This is a genomic window from Planococcus sp. SE5232, from assembly GCF_050686535.1.
In the GTDB taxonomy this organism is placed as follows: Bacteria; Bacillota; Bacilli; order Bacillales_A; family Planococcaceae; genus Planococcus.
This window is the reverse complement of the sequence record NZ_JBOGCP010000003.1, coordinates 225259-247125: the sequence shown is the minus strand read 5'-3', so window position 1 is coordinate 247125 and position 21867 is coordinate 225259. Positions and strand designations below refer to the sequence as shown.

General features: G+C 47.1%; 18 protein-coding genes. 8 read left to right on the top strand and 10 right to left on the bottom strand.

Annotation, left to right across the window (positions count from 1 at the left end):
* Positions 1 to 19 precede the first annotated feature (19 nt).
* Both ACRC6Q_RS12405 and ACRC6Q_RS12400 read left to right on the top strand, forming a co-directional pair.
* A complete protein-coding gene (locus ACRC6Q_RS12405; RefSeq protein ID WP_431466667.1) occupies positions 20 to 1198 on the top strand; it encodes a Zn-dependent hydrolase in 1179 nt (392 codons plus the stop codon).
* A gap of 256 nt (positions 1199 to 1454) precedes the next feature.
* The gene (locus ACRC6Q_RS12400; RefSeq protein ID WP_431466666.1) at positions 1455 to 1922 is read left to right on the top strand and encodes a hypothetical protein; all 468 of its coding nucleotides are present in this window, start codon (positions 1455 to 1457) and stop codon (positions 1920 to 1922) included.
* Between the two features lie 104 nt (positions 1923 to 2026).
* Here the strand turns inward: ACRC6Q_RS12400 and arr are convergent, their stop codons facing one another.
* Positions 2027 to 2443, bottom strand: coding sequence for an NAD(+)--rifampin ADP-ribosyltransferase (gene arr, locus ACRC6Q_RS12395; protein ID WP_431466665.1), 417 nt, complete (start codon positions 2441 to 2443; stop codon positions 2027 to 2029).
* Between the two features lie 262 nt (positions 2444 to 2705).
* On the opposite strand from arr, the gene ACRC6Q_RS12390 reads away from it, so the two are divergent.
* Both ACRC6Q_RS12390 and ACRC6Q_RS12385 read left to right on the top strand, forming a co-directional pair.
* Positions 2706 to 3704, top strand: a complete 999-nt coding sequence (locus ACRC6Q_RS12390; protein WP_431466664.1) for an alpha/beta hydrolase — start codon at positions 2706 to 2708, stop codon at positions 3702 to 3704.
* 325 nt (positions 3705 to 4029) lie between these two features.
* Entirely contained in the window at positions 4030 to 5226 is a 1197-nt protein-coding gene (locus ACRC6Q_RS12385) for a M14 family zinc carboxypeptidase (protein ID WP_431466663.1), read from the top strand.
* A gap of 134 nt (positions 5227 to 5360) precedes the next feature.
* On the opposite strand, the gene ACRC6Q_RS12380 is transcribed toward ACRC6Q_RS12385, so the two are convergent.
* Complete coding sequence (locus ACRC6Q_RS12380) at positions 5361 to 6665, bottom strand: acetamidase/formamidase family protein (RefSeq protein WP_223635420.1); 1305 nt, start codon at positions 6663 to 6665, stop codon at positions 5361 to 5363.
* A 593-nt stretch (positions 6666 to 7258) separates the two neighbouring features.
* Between ACRC6Q_RS12380 and ACRC6Q_RS12375 the strand changes: the two genes are divergently transcribed.
* Positions 7259 to 8791, top strand: coding sequence for a BCCT family transporter (locus tag ACRC6Q_RS12375; RefSeq protein WP_431466662.1), 1533 nt, complete (start codon positions 7259 to 7261; stop codon positions 8789 to 8791).
* 186 nt (positions 8792 to 8977) lie between these two features.
* On the opposite strand, the gene ACRC6Q_RS12370 is transcribed toward ACRC6Q_RS12375, so the two are convergent.
* Complete coding sequence (locus ACRC6Q_RS12370) at positions 8978 to 9217, bottom strand: hypothetical protein (protein ID WP_223635426.1); 240 nt, start codon at positions 9215 to 9217, stop codon at positions 8978 to 8980.
* 15 nt (positions 9218 to 9232) lie between these two features.
* Positions 9233 to 9742 (bottom strand): glycine/sarcosine/betaine reductase selenoprotein B family protein, encoded by a 510-nt coding sequence (locus ACRC6Q_RS12365; protein ID WP_431466661.1) that lies wholly within the window; start codon positions 9740 to 9742, stop codon positions 9233 to 9235.
* 350 nt (positions 9743 to 10092) lie between these two features.
* On the opposite strand from ACRC6Q_RS12365, the gene ACRC6Q_RS12360 reads away from it, so the two are divergent.
* Entirely contained in the window at positions 10093 to 11598 is a 1506-nt protein-coding gene (locus ACRC6Q_RS12360) for a phytoene desaturase family protein (RefSeq protein WP_431466660.1), read from the top strand.
* A gap of 86 nt (positions 11599 to 11684) precedes the next feature.
* Here ACRC6Q_RS12360 and ACRC6Q_RS12355 read toward each other — a convergent pair whose 3' ends face one another.
* Positions 11685 to 12767 carry an AI-2E family transporter gene (locus ACRC6Q_RS12355; RefSeq protein ID WP_431466659.1) on the bottom strand — a complete coding sequence of 361 codons (1083 nt, stop codon included), beginning with the start codon at positions 12765 to 12767 and terminating at the stop codon, positions 11685 to 11687.
* Positions 12768 to 13073: 306 nt separating this feature from the next.
* On the opposite strand from ACRC6Q_RS12355, the gene xylE reads away from it, so the two are divergent.
* Positions 13074 to 14483, top strand: coding sequence for a D-xylose transporter XylE (xylE, locus tag ACRC6Q_RS12350; RefSeq protein ID WP_431466658.1), 1410 nt, complete (start codon positions 13074 to 13076; stop codon positions 14481 to 14483).
* A gap of 128 nt (positions 14484 to 14611) precedes the next feature.
* Here the strand turns inward: xylE and ACRC6Q_RS12345 are convergent, their stop codons facing one another.
* The 5 genes from ACRC6Q_RS12345 to ACRC6Q_RS12325 form a co-directional block, all read right to left on the bottom strand.
* Entirely contained in the window at positions 14612 to 15088 is a 477-nt protein-coding gene (locus ACRC6Q_RS12345) for an SRPBCC domain-containing protein (protein WP_431466657.1), read from the bottom strand.
* 108 nt (positions 15089 to 15196) lie between these two features.
* Positions 15197 to 15631, bottom strand: a complete 435-nt coding sequence (locus ACRC6Q_RS12340) for an OsmC family protein (RefSeq protein WP_431466656.1) — start codon at positions 15629 to 15631, stop codon at positions 15197 to 15199.
* Between the two features lie 248 nt (positions 15632 to 15879).
* Positions 15880 to 16416 (bottom strand): cupin domain-containing protein, encoded by a 537-nt coding sequence (locus tag ACRC6Q_RS12335; RefSeq protein ID WP_431466655.1) that lies wholly within the window; start codon positions 16414 to 16416, stop codon positions 15880 to 15882.
* Between the two features lie 473 nt (positions 16417 to 16889).
* Positions 16890 to 17015, bottom strand: coding sequence for a hypothetical protein (locus ACRC6Q_RS12330; RefSeq protein WP_431466654.1), 126 nt, complete (start codon positions 17013 to 17015; stop codon positions 16890 to 16892).
* Positions 17016 to 17017: 2 nt separating this feature from the next.
* Positions 17018 to 17152: a hypothetical protein gene (locus ACRC6Q_RS12325; protein WP_431466653.1), complete on the bottom strand. Its 135-nt coding sequence runs from the start codon at positions 17150 to 17152 to the stop codon at positions 17018 to 17020.
* A 937-nt stretch (positions 17153 to 18089) separates the two neighbouring features.
* Between ACRC6Q_RS12325 and ACRC6Q_RS12320 the strand changes: the two genes are divergently transcribed.
* Positions 18090 to 21863 (top strand): AAA domain-containing protein, encoded by a 3774-nt coding sequence (locus tag ACRC6Q_RS12320; RefSeq protein ID WP_431466652.1) that lies wholly within the window; start codon positions 18090 to 18092, stop codon positions 21861 to 21863.
* Positions 21864 to 21867 lie beyond the last annotated feature (4 nt).

Here is a 21867-nt window from a genome sequence, read left to right as displayed (position 1 = left end):
AGTGGGGAGGTAATTCAAGGTGGAAGTGAACAATGAACGGTTACTGGCAATGCTGGAGGAAGTGAACCAAATCACTTCGGAAGGTGAAGGGATCACACGCCTGGCTTATACGGAGCAGGAACAAGCGGCATTGGACTGGTTCGTCGAAAAATGTCAGCAGTATTCGATTCGAACGCACCGCGATGCCATCGGCAATGTATTCGGAACTGTGGGTCCCGAAAGTGATAACGGCATTCTGATCGGATCGCATCTGGATACGGTCAAACACGGCGGGAAATATGACGGCGCGCTTGGTGTCGTTGCGGGATTGGAGTTGTTGATTACGCTTGCTGAAAATAGCACGCCGTTAAAGAGACCTGTGACAGCCGCTTCATTCCGCGGTGAAGAATCGAATATTTTGGGCGGTACGTTCGGCAGCCGCACGTTTTGCGGAACTATCCAGATTGACGATGATTTTAACGAACGGTTGAAAAGTACGCCTTTCAGCGTTCAGCAAATCGAAGAGTCGTACGGGGCAGAACGCTACAGCGATTATTTGGAACTCCACATCGAGCAGGGGAGAAATTTGGAGACTGAAGATGCGCCTATCGGAATTGTCCATGCGATTGCCGGCATCAAGCGGCTGGACGTCACGGTCCACGGAGAAGCTGCGCATGCCGGGACTACCGGGATGAGAGATCGAAAAGACGCATTGATCAGTACGGCGAAAATCCTGCTGGAATTTGAGCATATCGTCAAGTCGTTTGACGAACCGAATGTCGGGACTGTCGGTGAACTGTATGTCCATCCGAATTTAGCGAACGTCGTACCGGGACGAGTGGACTTCACCCTTGAAATCAGGGGGACGAATATAAAATTCATGCGCGAAATAGCGGACCGGTTTACGGCTTATGCAACGACTCACCACAGAGTGAGCATCAAGCCGAATATCGAAAAGTATCCATCCGATTTATCGGAAAAGATAGTTGCGACTGTAAAGCGGGTATGCAAGGAAGCTGGACTGGAATACCGGGTCATGATGAGTGGCGCGAACCACGACGCCAATTCACTGGCTGCCGTCATGGATTCTGGGCTTATCTTTATTCCTTGCCTGCATGGTGTCAGCCACAACCCGAAAGAATTCGCTGAACCAGCTGACATCAAGACTGGTGCGAATGTGCTATTAGCGAGTGTTTTGAAGTTGGCTGAACTGGACTAAGAAGATCTTCTGAATAAAAAAAGCTGCTATTCCTTTTTGGAATGGCAACTTTTTTCGCTAACAGAAATTCAAGTATCTGCTATCACTTCGCCATCCCAGGCGTTAAAAATACTCACATCAACGAAACGAAAATTAGAAAAGCTACACTGATTTAAAATTAAAAATAAGCTTTTTTGTAGGAAATAGACCACACGCAGAGAACATATATAAGAATATGCTTTTGCTGCTTTTTAAAAAAAGTGAAAGGGTGTCATTTATGAAACCAGGAACTCGCACAGAGATGATGGAACGGCTTGGCTTTTTCATCGGCACGTGGACAGTGGAAGTGACCCATCCGCATCTTCAGCCGAATCCGATTGTCGGTGAAACAAAATTTGAATGGCTGGATGAAACGTATATCATCCAGCGCACGCACATAGATAAAGCAGAATTTCCGAGCAGTACGGTCATCTATGACTGGGATTCGGCTTCGGGCAATTACGTGCAGCATTATTTTGACACGCGTGGCGTAACGCGTTTGTATCAGATGAGTTTTGAGGGGGGCGTTTGGAAGCTGTGGAGAGAGGCGGCTGACTTTTCGCCACTCGATTTTCTTCAGCGTTTTATCGGAGAAATTGATGAAAGCGGAAATGTGATAGAGAGTGTGTGGGAACAGTCTGAAGATGGGGTCGACTGGAAACCTGATTTCAAGCTTCTGTTCAAAAGAAAAGAGCGGGCGCTATAGGCCAAGAACGGTCAACTATTGTAAAAGTCTTTCCACTAAAAAAAGCCGGTCGCCAGACCTTTTTGGAATGGCGGCTGGCTTCATAATTGGTCCTTTTGAAAAGGTCAATCAATTATGATTGCCTTGCCCTGCTCGCGCAAAGCCTTTAAGGATGTAAGCATATGATTGATTTCTTCTTCGGAATGTCTTTCCCAAGCACCTAATTCGGCGATGACTTTGAGAGGCGACTTAGATCTGTAAGAGCGTGTTGGATTTCCGGGAAACCGCTTGTCGGTCAAATTCGGGTCATTCTCAAAATCACCCAACGGCTCTACGAGATAAATTCTTTCTTTGGAATTGGAGGCTGCTAATTCTGCTCCCCATTTAGCAGCCTCCAAGGTGGCCGTGAAATAGATGTAATTGGATTTCCTATCCTGGTAGTTGGATGCGTGCTGCGCCTCCAATAACTCCCCAATCTCCAATTCCGCTTTTGTTCCGTGAAAGAAAGGGCCAAGGTCTAAGATACCTTTTTTTTCATCCATACGGATCTGCCTCCTGTTCTGTAGCTTTGTCTACTAGTATAAGGCAGAGATTAGAGCAAGAATAGTCTGTAAATAAGGTGTTGTTAGCGGTATAATAGAAGTAGAGAGACTGATGCCGAACAATGATTGTCTATTGCATATAATTTTTATAATCAAAACCTACTTTCTCAAAGTTGATAGTGAGAAGTAGGTTATTTTTATAGCTTCATGAAATAGAAGGAATTGAGTTTTCGCTATTGCAGAACTGAAAGGGGGATTCGCATTGAAAGTAACGCGCAAAATGGTCAATAAGCAATTGAGGTTCAGGGGGATGCTGCTGGACCGGCTGGTGACGAAATCGTCGGAAGAAAAATTTATCCAGTCGATGCACAACTCGAAAGAGCAGATGGACAAGCGCTTTAAAGGAAAAGATGTGGAGGGCTTGGATTGCAGTGAAGAATGGGTGAGCCGCGGGGACGGGTCTTCAATTCGTGTACGGATCTACAAACCGCGTGCCACTGTAAAAGAGTTGCCGGGAGTGCTGTGGATGCATGGCGGCGGCTATGCACAGGGCGTTCCGGAGATGAGCGGGGATATGTATAAACGTTTGATCGATACGAGCGATTGCGTCATTGTGGCACCGGATTATCGCCTGTCGATCGACGCACCTTACCCGGCGGCGCTGGACGATTGCTACAAGGTCTTGGTGTGGATGAAAAACCATACAGAGGAATTAGGCATCTGCGAAGATCAGTTGATGGCGGGAGGTGAAAGTGCTGGTGGTGGATTGACGGTGGCAGTGGCGTTGCTTGCGCGTGATAGAGGAGATGTTCACTTGGCGTTTCACATGCCGCTTTATCCAATGCTTGATGACCGGATGCTATCGGAATCTGCCAGAGAAAATAACGCTTATGTCTGGAATTCAGCTACCAATCGCTGGGGCTGGAAACTGTATCTTGGTGATCTATATGGACGGAATGTGCCGAGTTATGCAGCTCCAGGACGCGCGGTCGATTGCCGAAATTTGCCGCCGGCTGTCACGTTCGTCGGAGACCTTGAACCGTTCCGGGATGAGACGATCCGCTATGTGGAGAATTTAAGAGCTATAGGCATTCCGGTCGACTTCAGGATCTATAAAGGCGCTTACCACGGCTTTGACATCACCAACCCGAACGCGGACATCAGCAAAGCGGCGAGGGACTTTTTGATGGAATCGTTTAACTATGCGACTGTGCATTATTTTGCGCCGCAGCCATCATCTCTGAATCGTCACCATACCTAATTGCGGCTAATTATTGTAGTTCGCAGGGAATTGAAGTTGCTTCACCAGTCGGAAACCATCTTTCTTCGGAAAGGTGGTTTTATTTGTGTAAGGTATTTGGTGGGTCGAAATATACAGGTCAATACATGTCTATTGGTATAAGAAATTCTAACGAAATTAAGGGCGTCTGTTACTAAAGAATTGAATATTCTAAATATATTTACTATTTTTTATTTTATTGCTAAGCTGTTTTTGAGCAAAGTAAAAGACTTGAAAAAAGGAGAATCGAAAGGCCCTCAAAAGAGCGTGTTAGCTACAAGTAAAAAAACAGAAGGAGTGGGGATTTTTGAAAAGAAAATGGGCGGGTACAGTTGGGGTATTAAGTTTGTGTACAGCATTGGCAATGCCGGTATATGCGGTGGAAAATGAAACGAAACCAGCGCAGCATCATCATGATAATGGCATTTCCGGATTTATCGATTACCAGGAGCTGCAAAAAAGTCTGAAGCAAATTGCAGCCACCAGCAAAGGAACAGTTCAATTGGATGTGGCCGGGCAGTCTCATGAAGGTTTGGATAACTATACTGCACGGGTCGGTACGGGAGACAAGGTGCTTCTTGTCCAAAGTGAAATCCATGGCAACGAAAAAACAGGAACGGTCGCGATTCTCAATCTATTGAAAACCTTATCCAATAATTCAAAGGAATCACGTGCTATCCGTGAAGAAGTGACGGTCGTTTTCATGCCGATGATGAATCCCGATGCTTCGGAAGCGGATAAGCGCCGCAACAGCCTAACGTGGAGTGAGACGCTGGAAAGCTTCCCTCAATTGGCAGGCGCAACGCCTTCGTGGAACTACTTGGACCGCGGCATCAGCCAAAACTATGATTACGGCGCCAATCCCGGGTTTGACGTGAACCGCGATTTCAATCCGGATCTTGAGTATGTGCCGCAAGCACAGGACTTCCCAGGAGCTTCAAACCAGCCGGGATGGTTCATCACACCGGAAGCGCAGACTTCCCGTGACGTCTACACCTCACTGCAGGAAGAGTTCGGCAATGTGGACGTCTTTGTCGACTTGCACCACCAGGGCCTTTACTATGTCGATGGCACAGCTGATCCTGTAACGCTTTCCCTGTCGGCACAATTTGTTCCGGATCCATCCACTCCTGAAGGCGCGAAGTATGCCGAGTATGCCGACAACTACGATTACGATTTCTCGAGACAATTGAACTTGTTGGCATACAACGAACTTCAGTCCTACGGCGAGTCGAAATTCACCAACATCTCACTCTATTCGCAAGGGCTTGACCTTCCCGGAACAGCACTCGGAAGCTACGCTTTGAATGGCAGCGGCACCGTCTTGTTTGAAGTAAGAGGGCAGACACAGAGCCTGGGGCAAAAAGAAAAAGGGCAATTGGTCAAATCGGTTGAACGCGGCCTTTCCGGAATCATTGAAGGGGTCGCAGACGGTTCCGTCGAACAGTTGGATCCGGAAGCTTACGAAGAGATTCCGCTTACGGCTTATCGTCCAGCATTTTAATCGGGGATGCTGCAATCATCCATCACTCCAAGCAATCCAAGCACTATCAGCGCACTGCTAGGTGGAAGTTGACTGCAGCAGCACAACCCAATACAAAGATAACCGCCATTCCTTTTCCGGAATGGCGGTTGTTTTCATTCTCCGTATTGGGTTGTTACCAACTCCAGCAAATCGGTTTTCTTCAAATACTGCTCAGGCGCCAGGAAAGTGACGGTGACGACGCCCGGGTGGCGGCCGATTTCAATGGCGCCGGTGATGGTCGAGCGGTTCATGATTTCGGGTACGGTCACACCGAAGAAATCTGCGGCACGTTCCAGACCGTTTTCCGTGGCATCGTTCAAATTCGGTCCGGAGCCGATAAAGGAAACGGGATAGGACTTCTCGATTTTCGTGACGTTCCACGTGTCGGCGATCTGCTGTGCGGATTGTTTTTCTTCCGCAGTGAAAGGTTTCGCTGTATAAGGCAGGTCATCCACATTCGGCAACAGGATCGGCCCTTGGATATTCAAGCCTTTCAAAACGTGGACCTGAAGATGAGCAATGCCGGAAACGTCGGCTGTGTGCCCAGCGATTTCCCCATCGCCTTGCATGGCGTGCATATCGCCGAGGTAAACGCCGCCCCCGGCAACTTTCACGGGACAAATCAGCACAGCACCGGCACGCACCCGGTTGACGTCCAGATGTCCGTCTGTCCGGTGGGTCTCCAATTCTTCCTGCGTGCTCTTGAAATCATGGGGGGCACCGACCAGGAACGAACCAAAGTCACCCGCATTATGGGAATCCGGTGTCGGACGTGATGGCGTCGTCCCCAATTGGCCGAGGAACGGACGCATGCGGGCCATTGTGCCGACCAGGTCGTGCGGCGCAAATGTGACCACTGGATTCTGTACAGAAGCTTCTGGTGTTTTCATAAATGTACGTCCGTCACGAGCAATGGTTTCGGCAGATTCCTGCGGCAAGGTCAAGCCGACATCGCCTTTTTCTCCAAAGAAGATGGTATAGCCGTTGGTGAAGACAAACGGAGTAGCGTCCGCTCCGCAATTCGCACAGCGTATGGCTTCCATGCCGATGCCTTTAATGACGGTTTCGGGATTCTTTGTGCCGCATTCGGGACATTTGGCTGCTACGTAGCCGTCACCGTCTGCGCGGTCTTCAATCATTTTATCATTGCCGGAAGCGGTGGCCTGTGAAGTCACGGTAACGGATTGGATTCGGATGGCGATAGCATCTCCAGGTTCCGCCCCCTCCACATAAACCGGTTTCGTCACTTCATGGCCGCCTTTGATGCTTGGGGTGATCATGGGTCCCCAGCAACCCGGAGCCGTATTGGCGATAATCGTTCCGCCGTCTTTCACGGGTCCCAGCATTTCTTTTCCGGGATCTAAAATGCCGTCTACAAAATGATTAACGAATAATGTCTCAACCGCTGTTTTGTCCACAAATATCCTCCTCATTTTCTGTAATTGTCTGACTACTTGAATTATAGTCCGTTGAAAACATCTTTAATAGTTTTTAGCTCCGGGTGGATGAATCGGTATGAGGGGAGTTCGGCGACCACAACTTCCCAAGATATCCGGAACTAATAATTTTTTTTAATGATTTATTTGGTTCGGTGAGGAAGGAACGGAAACCCAAAGGCACAAGGGGTTCTACCTTCTTTTTTTGTCAGAACCATTCGGTGCATGAAGCTTCACTTTTCTAGTTCAGCTGAAATTTTGATGAAAATCGTGTATAATTGATTGTTGACTCAGAAAAAAAAGTGACACGGAAGCGGAAAAGGACGGTTTTGGCTGACAAAATACCGCTCGTTCCCAGCATGAATAAGCTTAGGAATAGGCCGGTTCGACAAGGTTTTAAAACAACTAGTTAAGTGGAAGACGGTACAGGTCAGTTAGCAGACCTGAACAGTTTAATGGGTTAAATGCGATTGCTTCATAAAAAATAAGTTGTATTGGTTTTGCATGATACATATGTGTAGTCCAATAGAAGTAAACCCGCCGCAAATAATTTTAGACGGGAGCTATACATTAAGATGAAAAAAGTTTCAGGAGTATTTTTTAGTTCAGTGGCGATCATGCTGGTGCTTGTCTTGTTCGGCATCACCATGCCAGATACGCTGGAAAAAATGACCGGCAATATGCAGGCGTTCATCACCACGCATTTTGGCTGGTATTATTTATTGGTTGTTACGTTTTTTGTAGCAGTTTGTGCGTATTTCTTATTCAGCCCGGTTGGTAAGATTAGACTTGGAAAACAGGATGAAAAGCCTGAGTTTTCACGCCCGACCTGGGTTGCGATGATTTTCAGTGCCGGTGTCGGCATTGGCTTGATTTTTTACGGAACCGCTGAACCACTTAGCCATTTTGCAATCAGTTCACCAACTGGGATCACGGGAACCGACGAGGCAGCAAAAGACGCCATGCGGTACACGTTTTTCCATTGGGGGATCCACGCATGGGCTATTTATGGAATTGTCGGACTGACCGTCGCTTACTTTACGTTCAGAAAAGGGGAGCTCGGATTAATCAGCAAGACATTGCGCCCGCTATTGGGCGACCGCGTTGACGGATTCATCGGAAAAGCAATCGATATCATAGCGGTTGTTTCAACAGTTATTGGAGTAGCGACTACCCTTGGATTCGGTACTGCCCAAATCAACGGCGGCTTGACCTACCTGTTTGGCGTTCCAGCAAGTTTCTTGATGCAGCTTGTCATCGTTCTTGTGCTGACGGTTTTGTTTTTAGTTTCAGCATCAACCGGCCTGAGCAAAGGGATCAAGATTTTAAGCAACGCCAATATGGGATTGACGGCTGTCCTGTTCATTTGTGTACTGATCTTCGGGCCGACTTTGTTGATCATGAATTTGTTCACGGACACTCTTGGCGCTTATGTCCAGACATTCGTCAATATGAGTTTCCGCTTGGCTCCATTTAATGAGCAAGGCCGCGAATGGATCAATGGCTGGACCATCTTTTACTGGTCTTGGTGGATTGCCTGGTCGCCGTTTGTCGGCATTTTCATTGCCCGGGTTTCAAGAGGCAGAACCATCCGGGAATTTGTCGTTTACGTCTTGTTGATTCCTTCGCTTATCGGATTCATTTGGTTCTCGACATTCGGGACTGCGGCGATTTCAGGAGAAAACACAGGTGCTGTGGCACTTTCCTCATTACCGACAGAAGCTTCGCTCTTTGGCTTGCTGGAGCAGTATCCATTCAGTCTGGCTTTGTCGATTTTGACCATTATGATCATCGTCACTTTCTTTGTTACATCTGCTGATTCAGGTACGTACGTTCTTGGAATGATGACATCGAATGGATCACTTTTCCCGAGCGTTCGGATTAAAATGATTTGGGGCTTTTTCCTATCTACTACAGCGCTTGTCCTTCTCTATTCAGGTGGTCTGCAGGCATTGCAGAATACCATGATTATCGTGGCATTTCCGTTTTCCATGGTTATTGTTTTGATGACTTTCAGTTTGATCAAAGCGGTCAACCTGGAAGCGAGAGAAATGGGAATGGGTCTGATTAAAAAGAAAGAAACCAAAAAAGAAGTAAGAGTTCGATAAGAGAGAGGAGATTGTAATACTGGATCTGCCAACAGGCAAGTGTTCGAGTTAAACGGTTTGTCTGTTGTCTCTTTTCGGCCATTAATTCTTCAGTAATAAATAGAAAAGGCGGTGCCAGCGACTCAGTGAGTTGTTGGCACCGCCTTTTTTGTTGGGAGCGTCAACTTAAGCCTCGTTCCCTCTTCCTTATGACTTGTCCTGATAGATTGCCCTTGTACCGGATGGAAGCGTGAGCAGTTCGAGCAATTGGTCCAGTACTCTTTTCCTCGTTTCAAAATCGAACGGTTCACCGCACGGACGGCCCATTTTGAAAGGCACCTCAAGTGTTCGCGGAGCACCGACTTTGTCCGTGATTTCCGGAAACAAGGTGATCATGGCTGTTGGGATATGTGAAGCTTCTAAAGCCCGGGCATACAGCCCAAGCACGTTATGGCAGGATCCTCAGCCAGGCACCAGGAGCGCTGCATCAATGCCTTGGTTATCGAAGAGTTCCACGACTTTCGGGATAAAGTCTTTTTCCGCAATAGTCGTGTCGAGGATTCCGCCGTTCAGTCCGATATTGATTTCGGAAACCGTTCCAACCTTCCCGTCCGCTGCTGCCTTTTTCAGCTGCTGGAGCGGGAAGACGATGGACGGATCGATTTTGGCGAACTTGGTATCGAAATAGATATGTGTGACTGTCAGCTCCTGTTCTGTAATATCTGATGGGATGATCCGAAACGAAGGATCTCCGGCAGGATTGTCCACATCAAACGGTTTGTCCGATTTCAAGTGAACACCGGCTGTCGAAATCAGGGCCACTTTACATTTGGACAAGGGATGTTGCAAAAAGGCCTCGGGCAAGTTTTTGTTTTCTTCCATATGGCTCATGGTGAATTTCTGGTAGGCCTTCGTGAAATTGCTGGAAAACGTCCGCGACAGTTTCGATTTCAGCTTTGTCTTCATTTTCATGATCCGCCATTCCTCCAGTTCGATTAGTCTACTGGATAGTATTCGCTGGCAGGTTGAAAATTCCTGTATGGAATTTTTCTTTAGGCTTATTTTATTGAAATGCATGCTGATTGCCGGAAGGGTGGTTTTTATTTTAAAAAGTACTATCAACATTGCCTAATCAAGTCTTTCAATGTGGACATTCAGACAATTCTGCTTCTATAATAAAGTATGTATAAAAATTATACAAAAACTATATAAAAAAAGTTTTTAAAGCGGTTGGCTAGGGAATTATAAATGGGATGCAGATCTTTTGGTGCTTTTTGAATACATCATGAAAAATCACTTTGGAGAAGAAAGGCGGTACATACATGGTGAATCCTAAAAAATCCGTAATCGTGATCGGGGGAGGACTCGGTGGGTTATCCGCGGCTATTTCCCTTGCGCAAAAAGGGTACGCGGTTTCTTTATATGAAAAGAATGGTCACATCGGCGGAAAAGTGAATCGTCTCGAGCAAGATGGTTTCGGTTTCGACTTGGGCCCGTCGATTTTAACGATGCCGCATATTTTCGATAAATTGTTCCAGGGAAGCGGCAAGCGGATGGCGGATTACGTTACACTTAAGCGGCTCGATCTGGAATGGCGTTCGTTCTTTCCAGATGGTACGGTGTTGGATCTGTACCATGACCTCTATTTGATGGAGCGGGCGAATCCTGCGTTGTCCCACGGGGATATGAAAGAGTATTTCTCTTTATTGAAATACGCACAGCGGATTTACAAGACGACTGAACGAAGCTATTTGAAAGAAGGCTTTGAGTCGCCGAAAGAAGCGGTTGCGCAAAATGGGATCCTTGCGACCTTGATCGGATTCGATTTGACTTCGACGATGTACAGCGCGATTTCAAAACGCATCAGCAATCCGCATCTGCGGGATATGCTGTCTTATTACGTCAAATACGTCGGTTCTTCTCCTTATAGCGCCCCTGCCGTCCTCAACATGATGATCTACATGCAGCATGCGCAAGGCTGTTGGTACGTGCAGGGCGGAACGCATAAACTGGCGGAAGGCTTAGAGAAGCTGGCGCGCGAAGAAGGCGTTCAAATCCATACCGGCATGGGCGTGGTCCGGGCGCATACCAATCAGGACAAGCAGATCGCGGGCATCGAACTGGAAGATGGGTCGTTCAAGACCGCCGACTATTATGTATCGAATATGGAAGTTATTCCGTTCTACAAGAAAATGGTGGACGCGGATGAGAAGTTTGTCACGAAACTCGTGGAGAAGTATGAGCCTTCAAGTTCCGGCCTCGTTCTCCATCTGGGCGTCAAGAAAACCTATCCGATGCTGAATCACCATAACTTCTTCTTTTCGGAGAACTTGCGTGAACAGATGGACAAAGTGTTCGAAAAGCACGAGCTGCCGGACGATCCGACGATTTATCTGGTCAATGTCAATAAAACCGATCCGACCCAGGCGCCGCCTGGACATGAGAATATCAAGATTTTGCCGCATATCCCTTATATACAGGACAAGCCGTTTACACCCGAAGAATACCGGGAGTTTGAAGAAGTCGTGCTCGACAAGCTGGAACGCATGGGCTTGCATGGATTGCGCGAAAATATCGTGACACGCGACGTCTGGACGCCGCATGATATTGAACGCACCTATGGCTCGGACCGCGGAGCCATCTACGGAACCGTTTCCGATAAAAAGAGGAACGGCGGCTTCAAGCATAAAAAACAAAGCGAACTCTACGACAATCTTTATTTCGTCGGAGGGACCGTCAATCCTGGCGGCGGCATGCCGATGGTGACGCTCAGCGGCCAGCAGGTGAGCGATAAGATCGTGAAGCGCGATCAGGCGAGCAAAGGATAACTAAAAAAGGCTCTCTTTGAAATCAATGGATTTCAAAGAGAGCCTTTTTGTGTTGAACAAACACATATAAACAAGCAGTCTGGTTTTCAACGGAGCGCCGGGTACTTCAACCGGATGAGGCGGTATAGATTCTGTACGATGGCTTTGCCGACCGCATAGACAGGAATGACGAGGATCATCCCGATGATTCCGGCAAAACTTCCTCCGATATAGAGAAGGAAAATGATGGTGACGGGATGCACTTCAAGTTTATGACCCATGACATTCGGAGATATGAGATTGCTCTCCAATTGCTGGATGACCAAGATGGCGACGGCCGTCCAGAAGGCGAGCAGCGGCTCCTGGAAAAAAGCCACGATCAATACCGGTATCGCACCGATGAACGGTCCGAGAAACGGGATCAGGTTAGTGAACATGGAAACAAGGGCAAGGATGACGGCATATTCCAAGCCGAGCAGCATATAAGCGATCAAACTAAGCACACCGACAAACAAGCTGACAATCGCTTGTCCCTGAATATAGGCGCTTAAGTTTTCGTCCATATCCTGGAGAATTTTCCGCCCTTCGTCACGTGAATCCTGAGGAAGGATCTTGAGGAAACGGTCTGGCAGACGCTCACCGTCTTTCAACAGGAAAAACAAGATGAAGGGGACGATGACCAGTTTGGCTAATATGCTGATAAAGCTGGCGAGAAAGCTAAGGATTCCAGATCCGAGATCAGAAAAGGTAGTAGAGAAATTCTCGGTCAATGTGGATGGCTGAAGCGCCGGCATGACGCTTTGTTCTTCAATATATTGCCACCAGTCACTTTGCAGCGCCCAATTGATCCAGCTTTGTACACGCCCGACAATGAAGGGGAAATTATCGACTAAAGTCATGACTTGGCTTAACAATAAAGGGCCAAGCCAACTGCCAAGAAGGAAGACGGCAAGGGTGAAGAAAAAGAAAATCGACAGGATAGCCGTTACACGGCCCATCCGCTTTTCCAGCAACCCGACGAGCGGACGGAAAATATAATAGAGGATGCCCCCAACGATGACAGTTGGAGCGATAGTCGAAAAAATGACACGGAACGGATAAAGAAGAAACGGCATACGGGCAGCCAGATACAGAATGATCAGAATAAGAACAACGCTGTACAGGAACAAAAACCATTTTGTTTTCGGCATGCGAAGCCCCCCAGCTTCCGGCTGCCCTGTTTCGCAGAAACAGCCTTTGTTTCCCTATTACCTGTAAGCATCCGCGTTAAACTAGGAGCTTCATGATCAGTTGCGGATATTACATCGCTGACATAAAAGCTGTAAAAACTGAGCGGGCTAACGAGATCTCAGAAACATTTATTCCAAAATAATAAAAATTTAAAGAAAACTTAGTTTAATCATTGCACTAAGTATTGGAGTATTGCTACAATACTGATAACGCTTACAGATTGAGAGGAGGAGAGAGCAGGAAGTGATGCTGCTCTTGCTAGCCAAATGAATAATTCTAAGCTTTTGTACATCGTTGGTATTACCTTAGTAGCAACACTGGGAGGTCTTTTGTTCGGTTATGACACGGCCGTTATCTCTGGTGCAGAAAGCTCGCTGCAGGCCTATTTCACCGATAGCCTGGGGCTCAGTTCCTTTATCCACGGGTTGACGGTATCCAGTGCATTGATTGGCTGTATCATCGGGGGAGTTTTATCAGGATATTTTTCTGCAGGCATTGGCCGGAAATACACATTGATTGTGGCCGCATTTTTATTTTTGGTTTCCGCGCTTGGCTCTGCGTATCCTGAGTTTTTGTTCTTCACACCAGGTGAGCCGTCTATCGCTTTGCTGGCAACGTTCAACTTTTACCGGATCATCGGTGGAATCGGCGTCGGCCTGGCTTCGGCAGTCGCTCCCATGTACATCGGGGAAATCGCTCCTCCGAAATTGAGGGGCCGCCTTGTTTCTTTAAACCAATTCGCCATCATTTTCGGCATGCTGGTTGTCTACTTCGTCAACTGGGGAATCGCTCGAGGCCAGACCTTGGAATGGATCAATGATCTCGGCTGGAGATACATGTTCGCTTCTGAAACGATTCCCGCGTTTCTGTTTCTCCTGTTGTTGTTTTTCGTTCCGGAAACACCGAGATATCTCGTGTCTCAGCACAAAGACGACAAAGCAATGGGTGTTTTACTGAAAACGTACGATACCACTATGGCAAAAGCCACTTTATATGAAATAAAAAATTCCTTCGACGACAAGAAGGAAAAACTCTTTGCCTACGGTAGAGGAATTATCGTCATCGGCATCCTGCTTTCGGTGTTCCAGCAGTTTGTCGGCATCAACGTAGCGCTGTATTATGCACCGCGCATCTTTGAAAGCATGGGCGCTGGGCGCGATGCTTCACTCTTCCAAACCATCGTCATGGGCTTGGTCAATGTCATCTTCACGATCATCGCGATTGTCACTGTAGACAAAGTCGGCCGCAAGCCGCTATTGATCATCGGTTCCATCGGGATGACCATCGGGATGTTCGGTGTGGCAGGTCTTGCATACTTTGAGCAGATTGGCACCGCCACTTTGGTCTTCATCATCATCTACACGGCTTCGTTCATGATGTCGTGGGGTCCGGTCGTCTGGGTCTTGCTGTCTGAAATCTTCCCGAACAAAATCAGAGGGCAGGCATTGGCGATTGCCGTTGCATTCCAGTGGGCCGCTAATTATTTCGTTTCATCAACTTATCCACCGATGATGGAAGTAAGCGGCGCGATGACTTACGGAATCTATGGCGTGATGAGCATCCTTTCCGCTTTATTTGTTTGGAAGTTCATTCCTGAAACAAAAGGCAAGTCACTGGAAGAACTTGAAATCATTTTAAAAAAGTCACAAGACGCAAAAGCAGTAGTCGATCAATAAAAGGGACCGAGCCGCTCTATCCAGGATGATCTGGGTGGGGCGGCTCGGTTTTTTAAAAAAGATAAAGAAAACAAAAATGATTCTTATGGTTTCATTTGTCTTCATTAGAGAAGCAGAGTTTGCCCAGTCTATATCTCAATAAACTGGGCAAGGTTTTCAAGTGTGGAAGCTAAACCATCGTCATGATCTTCTTTCCGGATCCCTTCAGGAACATGTTCACAAACGATGGTGACCTTTGTTCCTTCCAACACAGCTTCCAAATACCAGGTTTGGATCATCTCGCCGGCAAATGCTGGATCTTCAGAATCAAACTGGCCGGCCAACACGATTTTCGCGTCGGGAACCAGTTCAAGAAATCTCCCTTGGGAGACGTCGGTATGGTCCGAGGTTTTGCCGGGATTTGAATGATCGGTTTCGTACGTCAGCGTCAGCTTATGAGTTCCGCCTTCACGAGGATCGAACACATCGAGATGAGCGGACATTCCTTTAGGTGGGAGCCAGGAACGCAAAGCTTCAGGATCCATAAATGCCTGATAGATGGCTTTCGGTGTTGCTGCAATCACTCTTGAAGCAGAATCGATTCTGTTGCTGGGTGGATGCGCCATGTTCAACAACCTCCTGAATTTCGTTTGGTATAGTATACCCAATCCGGGTTAGAAATTATGCCGGATACTTGGGCTTAATCAGCCTATTCCATGCTATAAAAAAAGCCGCTAGTCAGCAGCGACTTCTTCACCATTCAGCATGAGCCGGTAGCGGACATCCGCTTTGAGTGAGTGGGCGACAGGACAATATTTTTCTCCACTCACTTCAATGGCATGCAGCACTTTTTCTGCGGCAATATCACCTTCAATATGTAAGGTCACTACAATGGACAGAAACTCTTTAGGTGGGTTGCGCCGTTTTTCTCCTTCGGTGATGATCTCGAGAGAACGAATCTCTTCCATCTTCGACCGCAAAATCATGACGACGTCCATACCGACACATCCTGCAAGTGAGCCAAGCAATGCCTGCATCGGCAAAAGGCCTTGTTCGTTGCCGACTCCTTTATGCGCATCCATCGTCAGCGTATGGCCGCCTTGCCCGACTGCCGAGAAAACAAAATCCCCTTGCCATTTCGTGGTGAGCATCAATTGATCTGTCTCCATTTGGCATACTCCTCGTAGTTTTCTTTCAGTTTATCATTAATTATCTGAATAGATATTCAAATTGGATTTCTTCACTAAAACTTTAGAAAAAATCCTTCTCTTCTGTAATTCGCTAATGGGAAAAATCAACGAATGTTCCTACTTAGTTTAAAACTTCTGACCTTATTTCCACCAATAGATAATATGATGAGATGAAAACATCTAATCACTCAGAGCACATTACTGAGTGATTAGATGTCTAAGAGCAGCTACTCATATTCAGTAGGAACACCTAGAATTTTTCCTGCGGGCGCCAAGGCCAAGTATAGGATTTTTTGCATCAACCATGGTGGTTTGACAAGACGGATGTCATTTTGATGCTTCAATCCGAGACGGGCTACCACCAACAGAGGGGGTAATCCGTTTTTGTTCAGCTTTCCGGCTTTGGCTAATGCAAAATAGGACTTCAAAAAACGATCCATCGTTCCTGCAGGATAAAAGTACTGAATGGAATGAGCTTCGAGGGGACCTTCATTCCAAAAGAAATGTCTCACGCCTGCTGGAATTGTTATTTTTTCACCTGGACCGACGATCTGGATTTTGCCATCAATCGAAAAGTGCAAGAACCCGGAAAGTACTTCTGCGGAACTTTCTTGTTTCGGGTGAATGTGTTCCGGTTCTTTTTCGTCGGACGGCGGGTTAAAGCCTTCAATTTCAAGAAAAGCTCCGTTCGTGTCTTCTGCAGTTTTTCGGAAAATCATCCTTTGGCCACTTCGAGGATTGGTGATGGTTTGTGGTGACGCCATTTGTATAACCTCCTTTATAGTTAATTGATTAGCATAAACGTGTTGGAGTCCAATCAATGAAACAGAAAGAAAATGGTCTATTTACAAATGAAGACAGGGCACCAAAGAATCGGAAAGCTATTGAATGATAGGAGCTCATCTGGAGCACTAAAAAGATAAAACTAATTTATACCGCTATTATATTCCAATTTATAGTAATATTCCATTAGGCATAATAAATATTTTCGATTAATTTATCCCTGTTAAAATAACAATATCCACTAGTGAATTTCACCTGAATAGAATAAAGTAGAATGCCCTCTTTGAGATCGGTTAATTTCTAAAAGGGCATTCTTATAAAAAATCCTGTCATTCACTATGGATAAGTGTTCTATTTATTCGCTGGGTCACACGAGCTGGTAATATAACCCGAACTGCGTGTCATACCACAGCAACTTCCCATGTTTGCGTTTCGGGATGCGGGTTTGAATGCCCTATTCAGGAAACTGTTTGAACAGCTGGACCTGATAGCCCGTCGCAAAAGAGAGGAACGAGATATAATGGTCTTTTGTCATCGGATGGTCGCTTGAGATGAACCATTTCTGATCGCTTTCAGTCAAGGTCAGTTTTCCTCGGTTGTTGCTTTCTTCGCTTCCAGCGCCTCCAGATTTCTGCTGCAGCACAACAGCGTAACATCTCCGGTTGTAAGGACAATATTGGTGCATGATGGACAGACGAAATAATTTGTTTTTTTCATATTTCCTCCTATAAATTCATTCGATGGCAATTCACCATCGAGAATATTTCGATATTGACTCTGAATACCGCGCTGGACAGTAGGGCGACGTCCGAACAGCTATGCCCGCGTTCCCATTTTGAAATTGTTCGATCCGACAGATTCAGCTGAACCGCTATTTGTTTCTACGTCAGTTCTTTTCCTTTCTGCAAATGATATATTAATTCTCCCACTTTACGAGTATCCATTGTTTCCCCTCCGCAGACTTCTCATCTTATGGAGTTAAAACGCGAATCGCAACAAACGCTCTGTAGAGTCACCGATTTATGATTTGGGGAACTAATCGGAAGATAGTAGTTGAACATCACTTGTCCGAAGAAAGCCGAGAAGCAAGTGAAGATTTAATGGAATACTTTCAAAACCAGTAGGCTTATATACACTCAAGCATCCATTAAGATTTTTCTTTCAATGAAATCCGTTGATTCCATCGAATTATAGTAGTTAGTGATTAGGAGTCCATACGAAATCTTTCGGAACTTTAACAAATAATAAAGAGAAGTTTACTTCATTGCTGGAAGTATCCCAAAATCATTATATATCTCGTTATTATCAATCATGAAAAATCTTTTTGGATATCTGTGATAGCAACGCGAAGGAAGCGGCAGAAGCCGGGCCCGCGGAAAGCGAGCGCCGAAACGGAAAGCAGCCATTGGTTCTTCTGTCCTCACGAAAGGTCGATGAAAAAGATTCTTGACTACTGATAAGCAAGCGTCCATCTGCAACGATTTCTTAAAACCGATGCTCGTCAATTCACTTTATTAAAAACGAACATATATTCGCAGAAAATCACAACTTTTAAAGCTAATTCCCACCAATAGATGATATGATTAGATGAAAACAGATCAGGCGGAATGAGCCGGTTTGAAAATTCTTCAGCTTTAAAAGAACAGGTGATTAGATGGTTAAAGCACAAACAGCAACAATCAGAACTTCAATACGGTTGACCAAGACGGCTATGGAAAAAATGGGAGGGTTCGGAATCAGCGAACGCTCGTTTTTTGTTGCGGACAAAGCATTCAAGGTGTTTATCGAACGTTACCCGTCAAACGCGGATGGCGAACTTTCGGTCGCGTTGATCTTGGACAGCACAGAAAACGTCCGGCTGGCCGGAAAAGACCTGCAAGGGGCGATTGTTCTGCACGGCGTCTTCACGAATCACAATTTGCTGATCACCAATCTAACACTGCGGAAATCCTATCAGGCGCTCGGAACCAATTGGCAGCGCGAGGAATACATGGTGTTCGACCGCTCGCGTGATCCCGCTCCAGTTTCGTTGATCAACCTCGTCAACCGGATGACGCCAGCCAAGGACAGTTCGGATTATATCAAAAAGCGGATCGGCAGCTGGGAAGGCTATTTGAAGATCCAGGAACGCGGGATGGACATCCCGGATATCAAAACGGGTTATTCCAATCTGTCGTTCAGCCATGATTTCAGCCGCATCACGTTGAAGGGCTGCCAACTGAAAGACACAGAATGGAAGTCATTGAAAAACCTGACCGTCCGGCTCACTGGCATCCAAGGCGACATCGGCACAGTCATCAAAGCGGCGAACCGAACGGTGGAAGTGGAACTGCAAAGTTATATCATCAAACAGCTCCGTGAAAAAGGGTTGTCGCTCGATAAAAAAGAAGTGGTTTTCAGCAATTTTGCGGCTTTGAGCCAAATCAGGCGGCTGCGCAAGGGCTTCGCCAATCTGGAAAAAGGGCTTGCGGTCAATCCGAACCTGGACCGGATCCTGTTCGAGGAAAAACCACCGGTCAAGCCGCTCCAGCCTTTAGAAAAATTATCCTTCCATAACCGGTTGAACGAATTCCAGCAAAAAGCGGTTTCAGGGGCAATGGCCGCTGAGGATCTGTATGTCATCCAGGGACCGCCGGGAACAGGGAAAACCACGGTCATCTCCGAAATTTGCCTGCAGAATGCCCGGAAAGGCTTACGGACGCTGGTTGCGTCACAATCGAATCTGGCAGTCGATAACGCACTCGGCCGTCTGCTTGCCAATAAAGACATTCGGATTTTGCGTGTCGGACGGACTGAAAGCATCGAAGAAGAAGGCAAGAAATTCATCGAAGAAAATGTTGGGCAGTACTGGAAAGACCATACGCTGGCAGAAATCACCGAGCAATACGAAATGCGTGAAAAACGCGAACCGGAATTGAAGAACGAAATCTTAGCCAATGAACAGGCTACTTTAAAACTGCAGCCGGTCTATGAACGCTTAGAAACAGCCGTTGAAGAGAAAAAAGCAGCGCAGAGCAAGCAGCAAGCCATTCAAAAGCTGCTTGAAAAAGAGCAGATGAAATTGGCGACATGCGAACTCCAGAAAGATAAGGCTAGAACTGAAAGCCAGGAAACGAAACAGCAGCTGCAGAAACTTGCAAATCGGATCGACCAGGTTTCCATCTTTATTGACAGCAAAGGAACCGGTGATTGGTTCCAGCAACAGCAGCAAGCTATCCAGCAGCGACTCAACGTGCTTCAGCGCGCGCTCGGTTTGAACCGGCTTCAGCAGGACCTGTCGGTAAAAAGACAGGAACTCGCTGTGATTACGGAAAGACGCGATCAAATGGCGGACATCATTGAACAGAAAGAAAAGGCCGTCCAAAACATGGACAGCATCAAGAAAATCGACGGCTTGCTTCAAGTGATCAAAGAGCAGCGGGTCGAGGAAGTTCCTTCTTTGACTTATTTGATCAACCGGCTGGAAGCGAACCGCGAAAACATGGAGGAATGGGGCAAGCTCAATCAATACAACGAACTCGTCACGGCTGCGATTTCCTATCTTGAGAAATTATTGGCGCCCACCGGCATTTCCTTCGCCGATTTCAAGCAGCAGGCGCTAACACAGAATGGTGCCTATACCTCTGCAGAAATCGACGAGTATTTGGAGAAGCTCCGCACGCTGTTGAAAAGCGCCCAGCGGACGGATGCGGCAGTGCTGAAAAAAGCGCTTGCCGGTTTGTACAGACGGCAAAACAATCTGTGGAGCAGAGGCGCCAAGCTTAAATCCTTGGATGTCTATGCAGCAGAATCGAAGCGGGCTTTCCAGGATTTGAAGCGGGTTTTGTGTGAACAGCTCGTCAAGCAGCAGAAGCAATACCGGTTGTGGGACGAAAAATGGCTCGAAAAGCAGGAGAAACACGAAGAAGAGATGGCTCCGCTTGAACAGCGCTACCGGGAAATGCCCGGTGCGGCAGAGCTTCCGGACGATATCGAAGCGGCGATCCGCGGGCTTAAAACAGAGCTTGCCGAACTGGAAAAACAGAAAGCTTCTTTTGATGAGGCACAACAGCGGATAGCAGAACATCAAGCTGAACACATCCAAAAGACTGCAGATCTTGAACAAACGGAAGCGAGAATCGCTGCTATCGACAATGAAATCAAGAAAGTGGAAGCGGCGATCGCGGACCGCGAACAAGAGCTGATTGCCTTACGCGGCATCCTATCTTCCGACGTGGAGCGGCAATTTGAACAGGCAGCAAAAGAACTCGCCGGTTTGTCCTTCACCAAAGAATCGCTCAAGCAGGAAATGAAGAACCTGCCGTTGCTGCAGTCGGTACAGAAGAAATGGCTGGATTTATTGGCAGGGGCAAACGAACACGATCTGGACGAGATCCGGAAACTGTATATCAAGCACGCCAATGTCATCGGAACGACGTGTGTCGCTTCGGCGCGCAAGGATTTCATCGACAACTACCCGGAATTTGATGTGGTCATCATCGATGAAGTATCAAAAGCCACGCCGCCGGAACTGTTGCTGCCGATGCTGAAGGGCAAGAAAATCATTTTGGTCGGGGACCATCATCAATTGCCGCCGCTTCTCGGCAACGATACATTGGAAGAAACACTGCAGGAAATGATCGATGAAGACAATGGTTTCGAAGAAAAGAAAGAGCTCGAGAAGCTGTTGGAAGAGTCGTTGTTTGAGAGGCTCTACAAAAATCTGCCGGCTGCCAATAAGACGATGCTTGCCATCCAATACCGGATGCACGAAGACATCATGGAAACCATTGCGCCATTCTATAGAATGGAAAAGGATCAGCTGCAATGCGGCATCGCGGATTCCGACCGGGAGCGCGACCATCTGTTGGAGTCGAGCACTGTGAAACGCAGCAATCACCTCATGTGGCTGGACCTGCCGAATGAATCCGCTTATTTTGAAGAGCGGATGAGCGGCGGGAAAAGTTTGTATAATGCAGGGGAACTTCAGGAAATCCGTTCGTTATTGGTGGACTTGAATGAAGCGGCTGGAGAAGCGAAGCAAGCTGGAAGAATCCATCCGGACCAGCAGAAGAGCATCGGGGTCATCAGCTTTTACGGTGAACAGGTCAAGCGTCTTCAGCGCATGATCGACCAGGAACTGCGCCTGCCGCATCTGACTGTCCGGACTGGGACGGTCGACCGTTTCCAGGGAAGTGAGCGAGACATCATCGTACTCAGCATGGTGCGCAATAACCAAAACAAGCATGGCGATATCGGCTTTGCGAAAGATTACCGGCGGTTGAACGTAGCGTTGTCGCGTGCCAAGGAATTGCTGGTGCTTGTGGGCAGTTCCAAGATGTTCACAGAACGCGCCAAACAGCCGGAAACGAGAAAAATGTACCGGCACGTGTTAGAAGTCGTGAAAAAGAAAAATGGGTTGAAGACCTTAGAGAACAGCAGGGGGTGAGGAG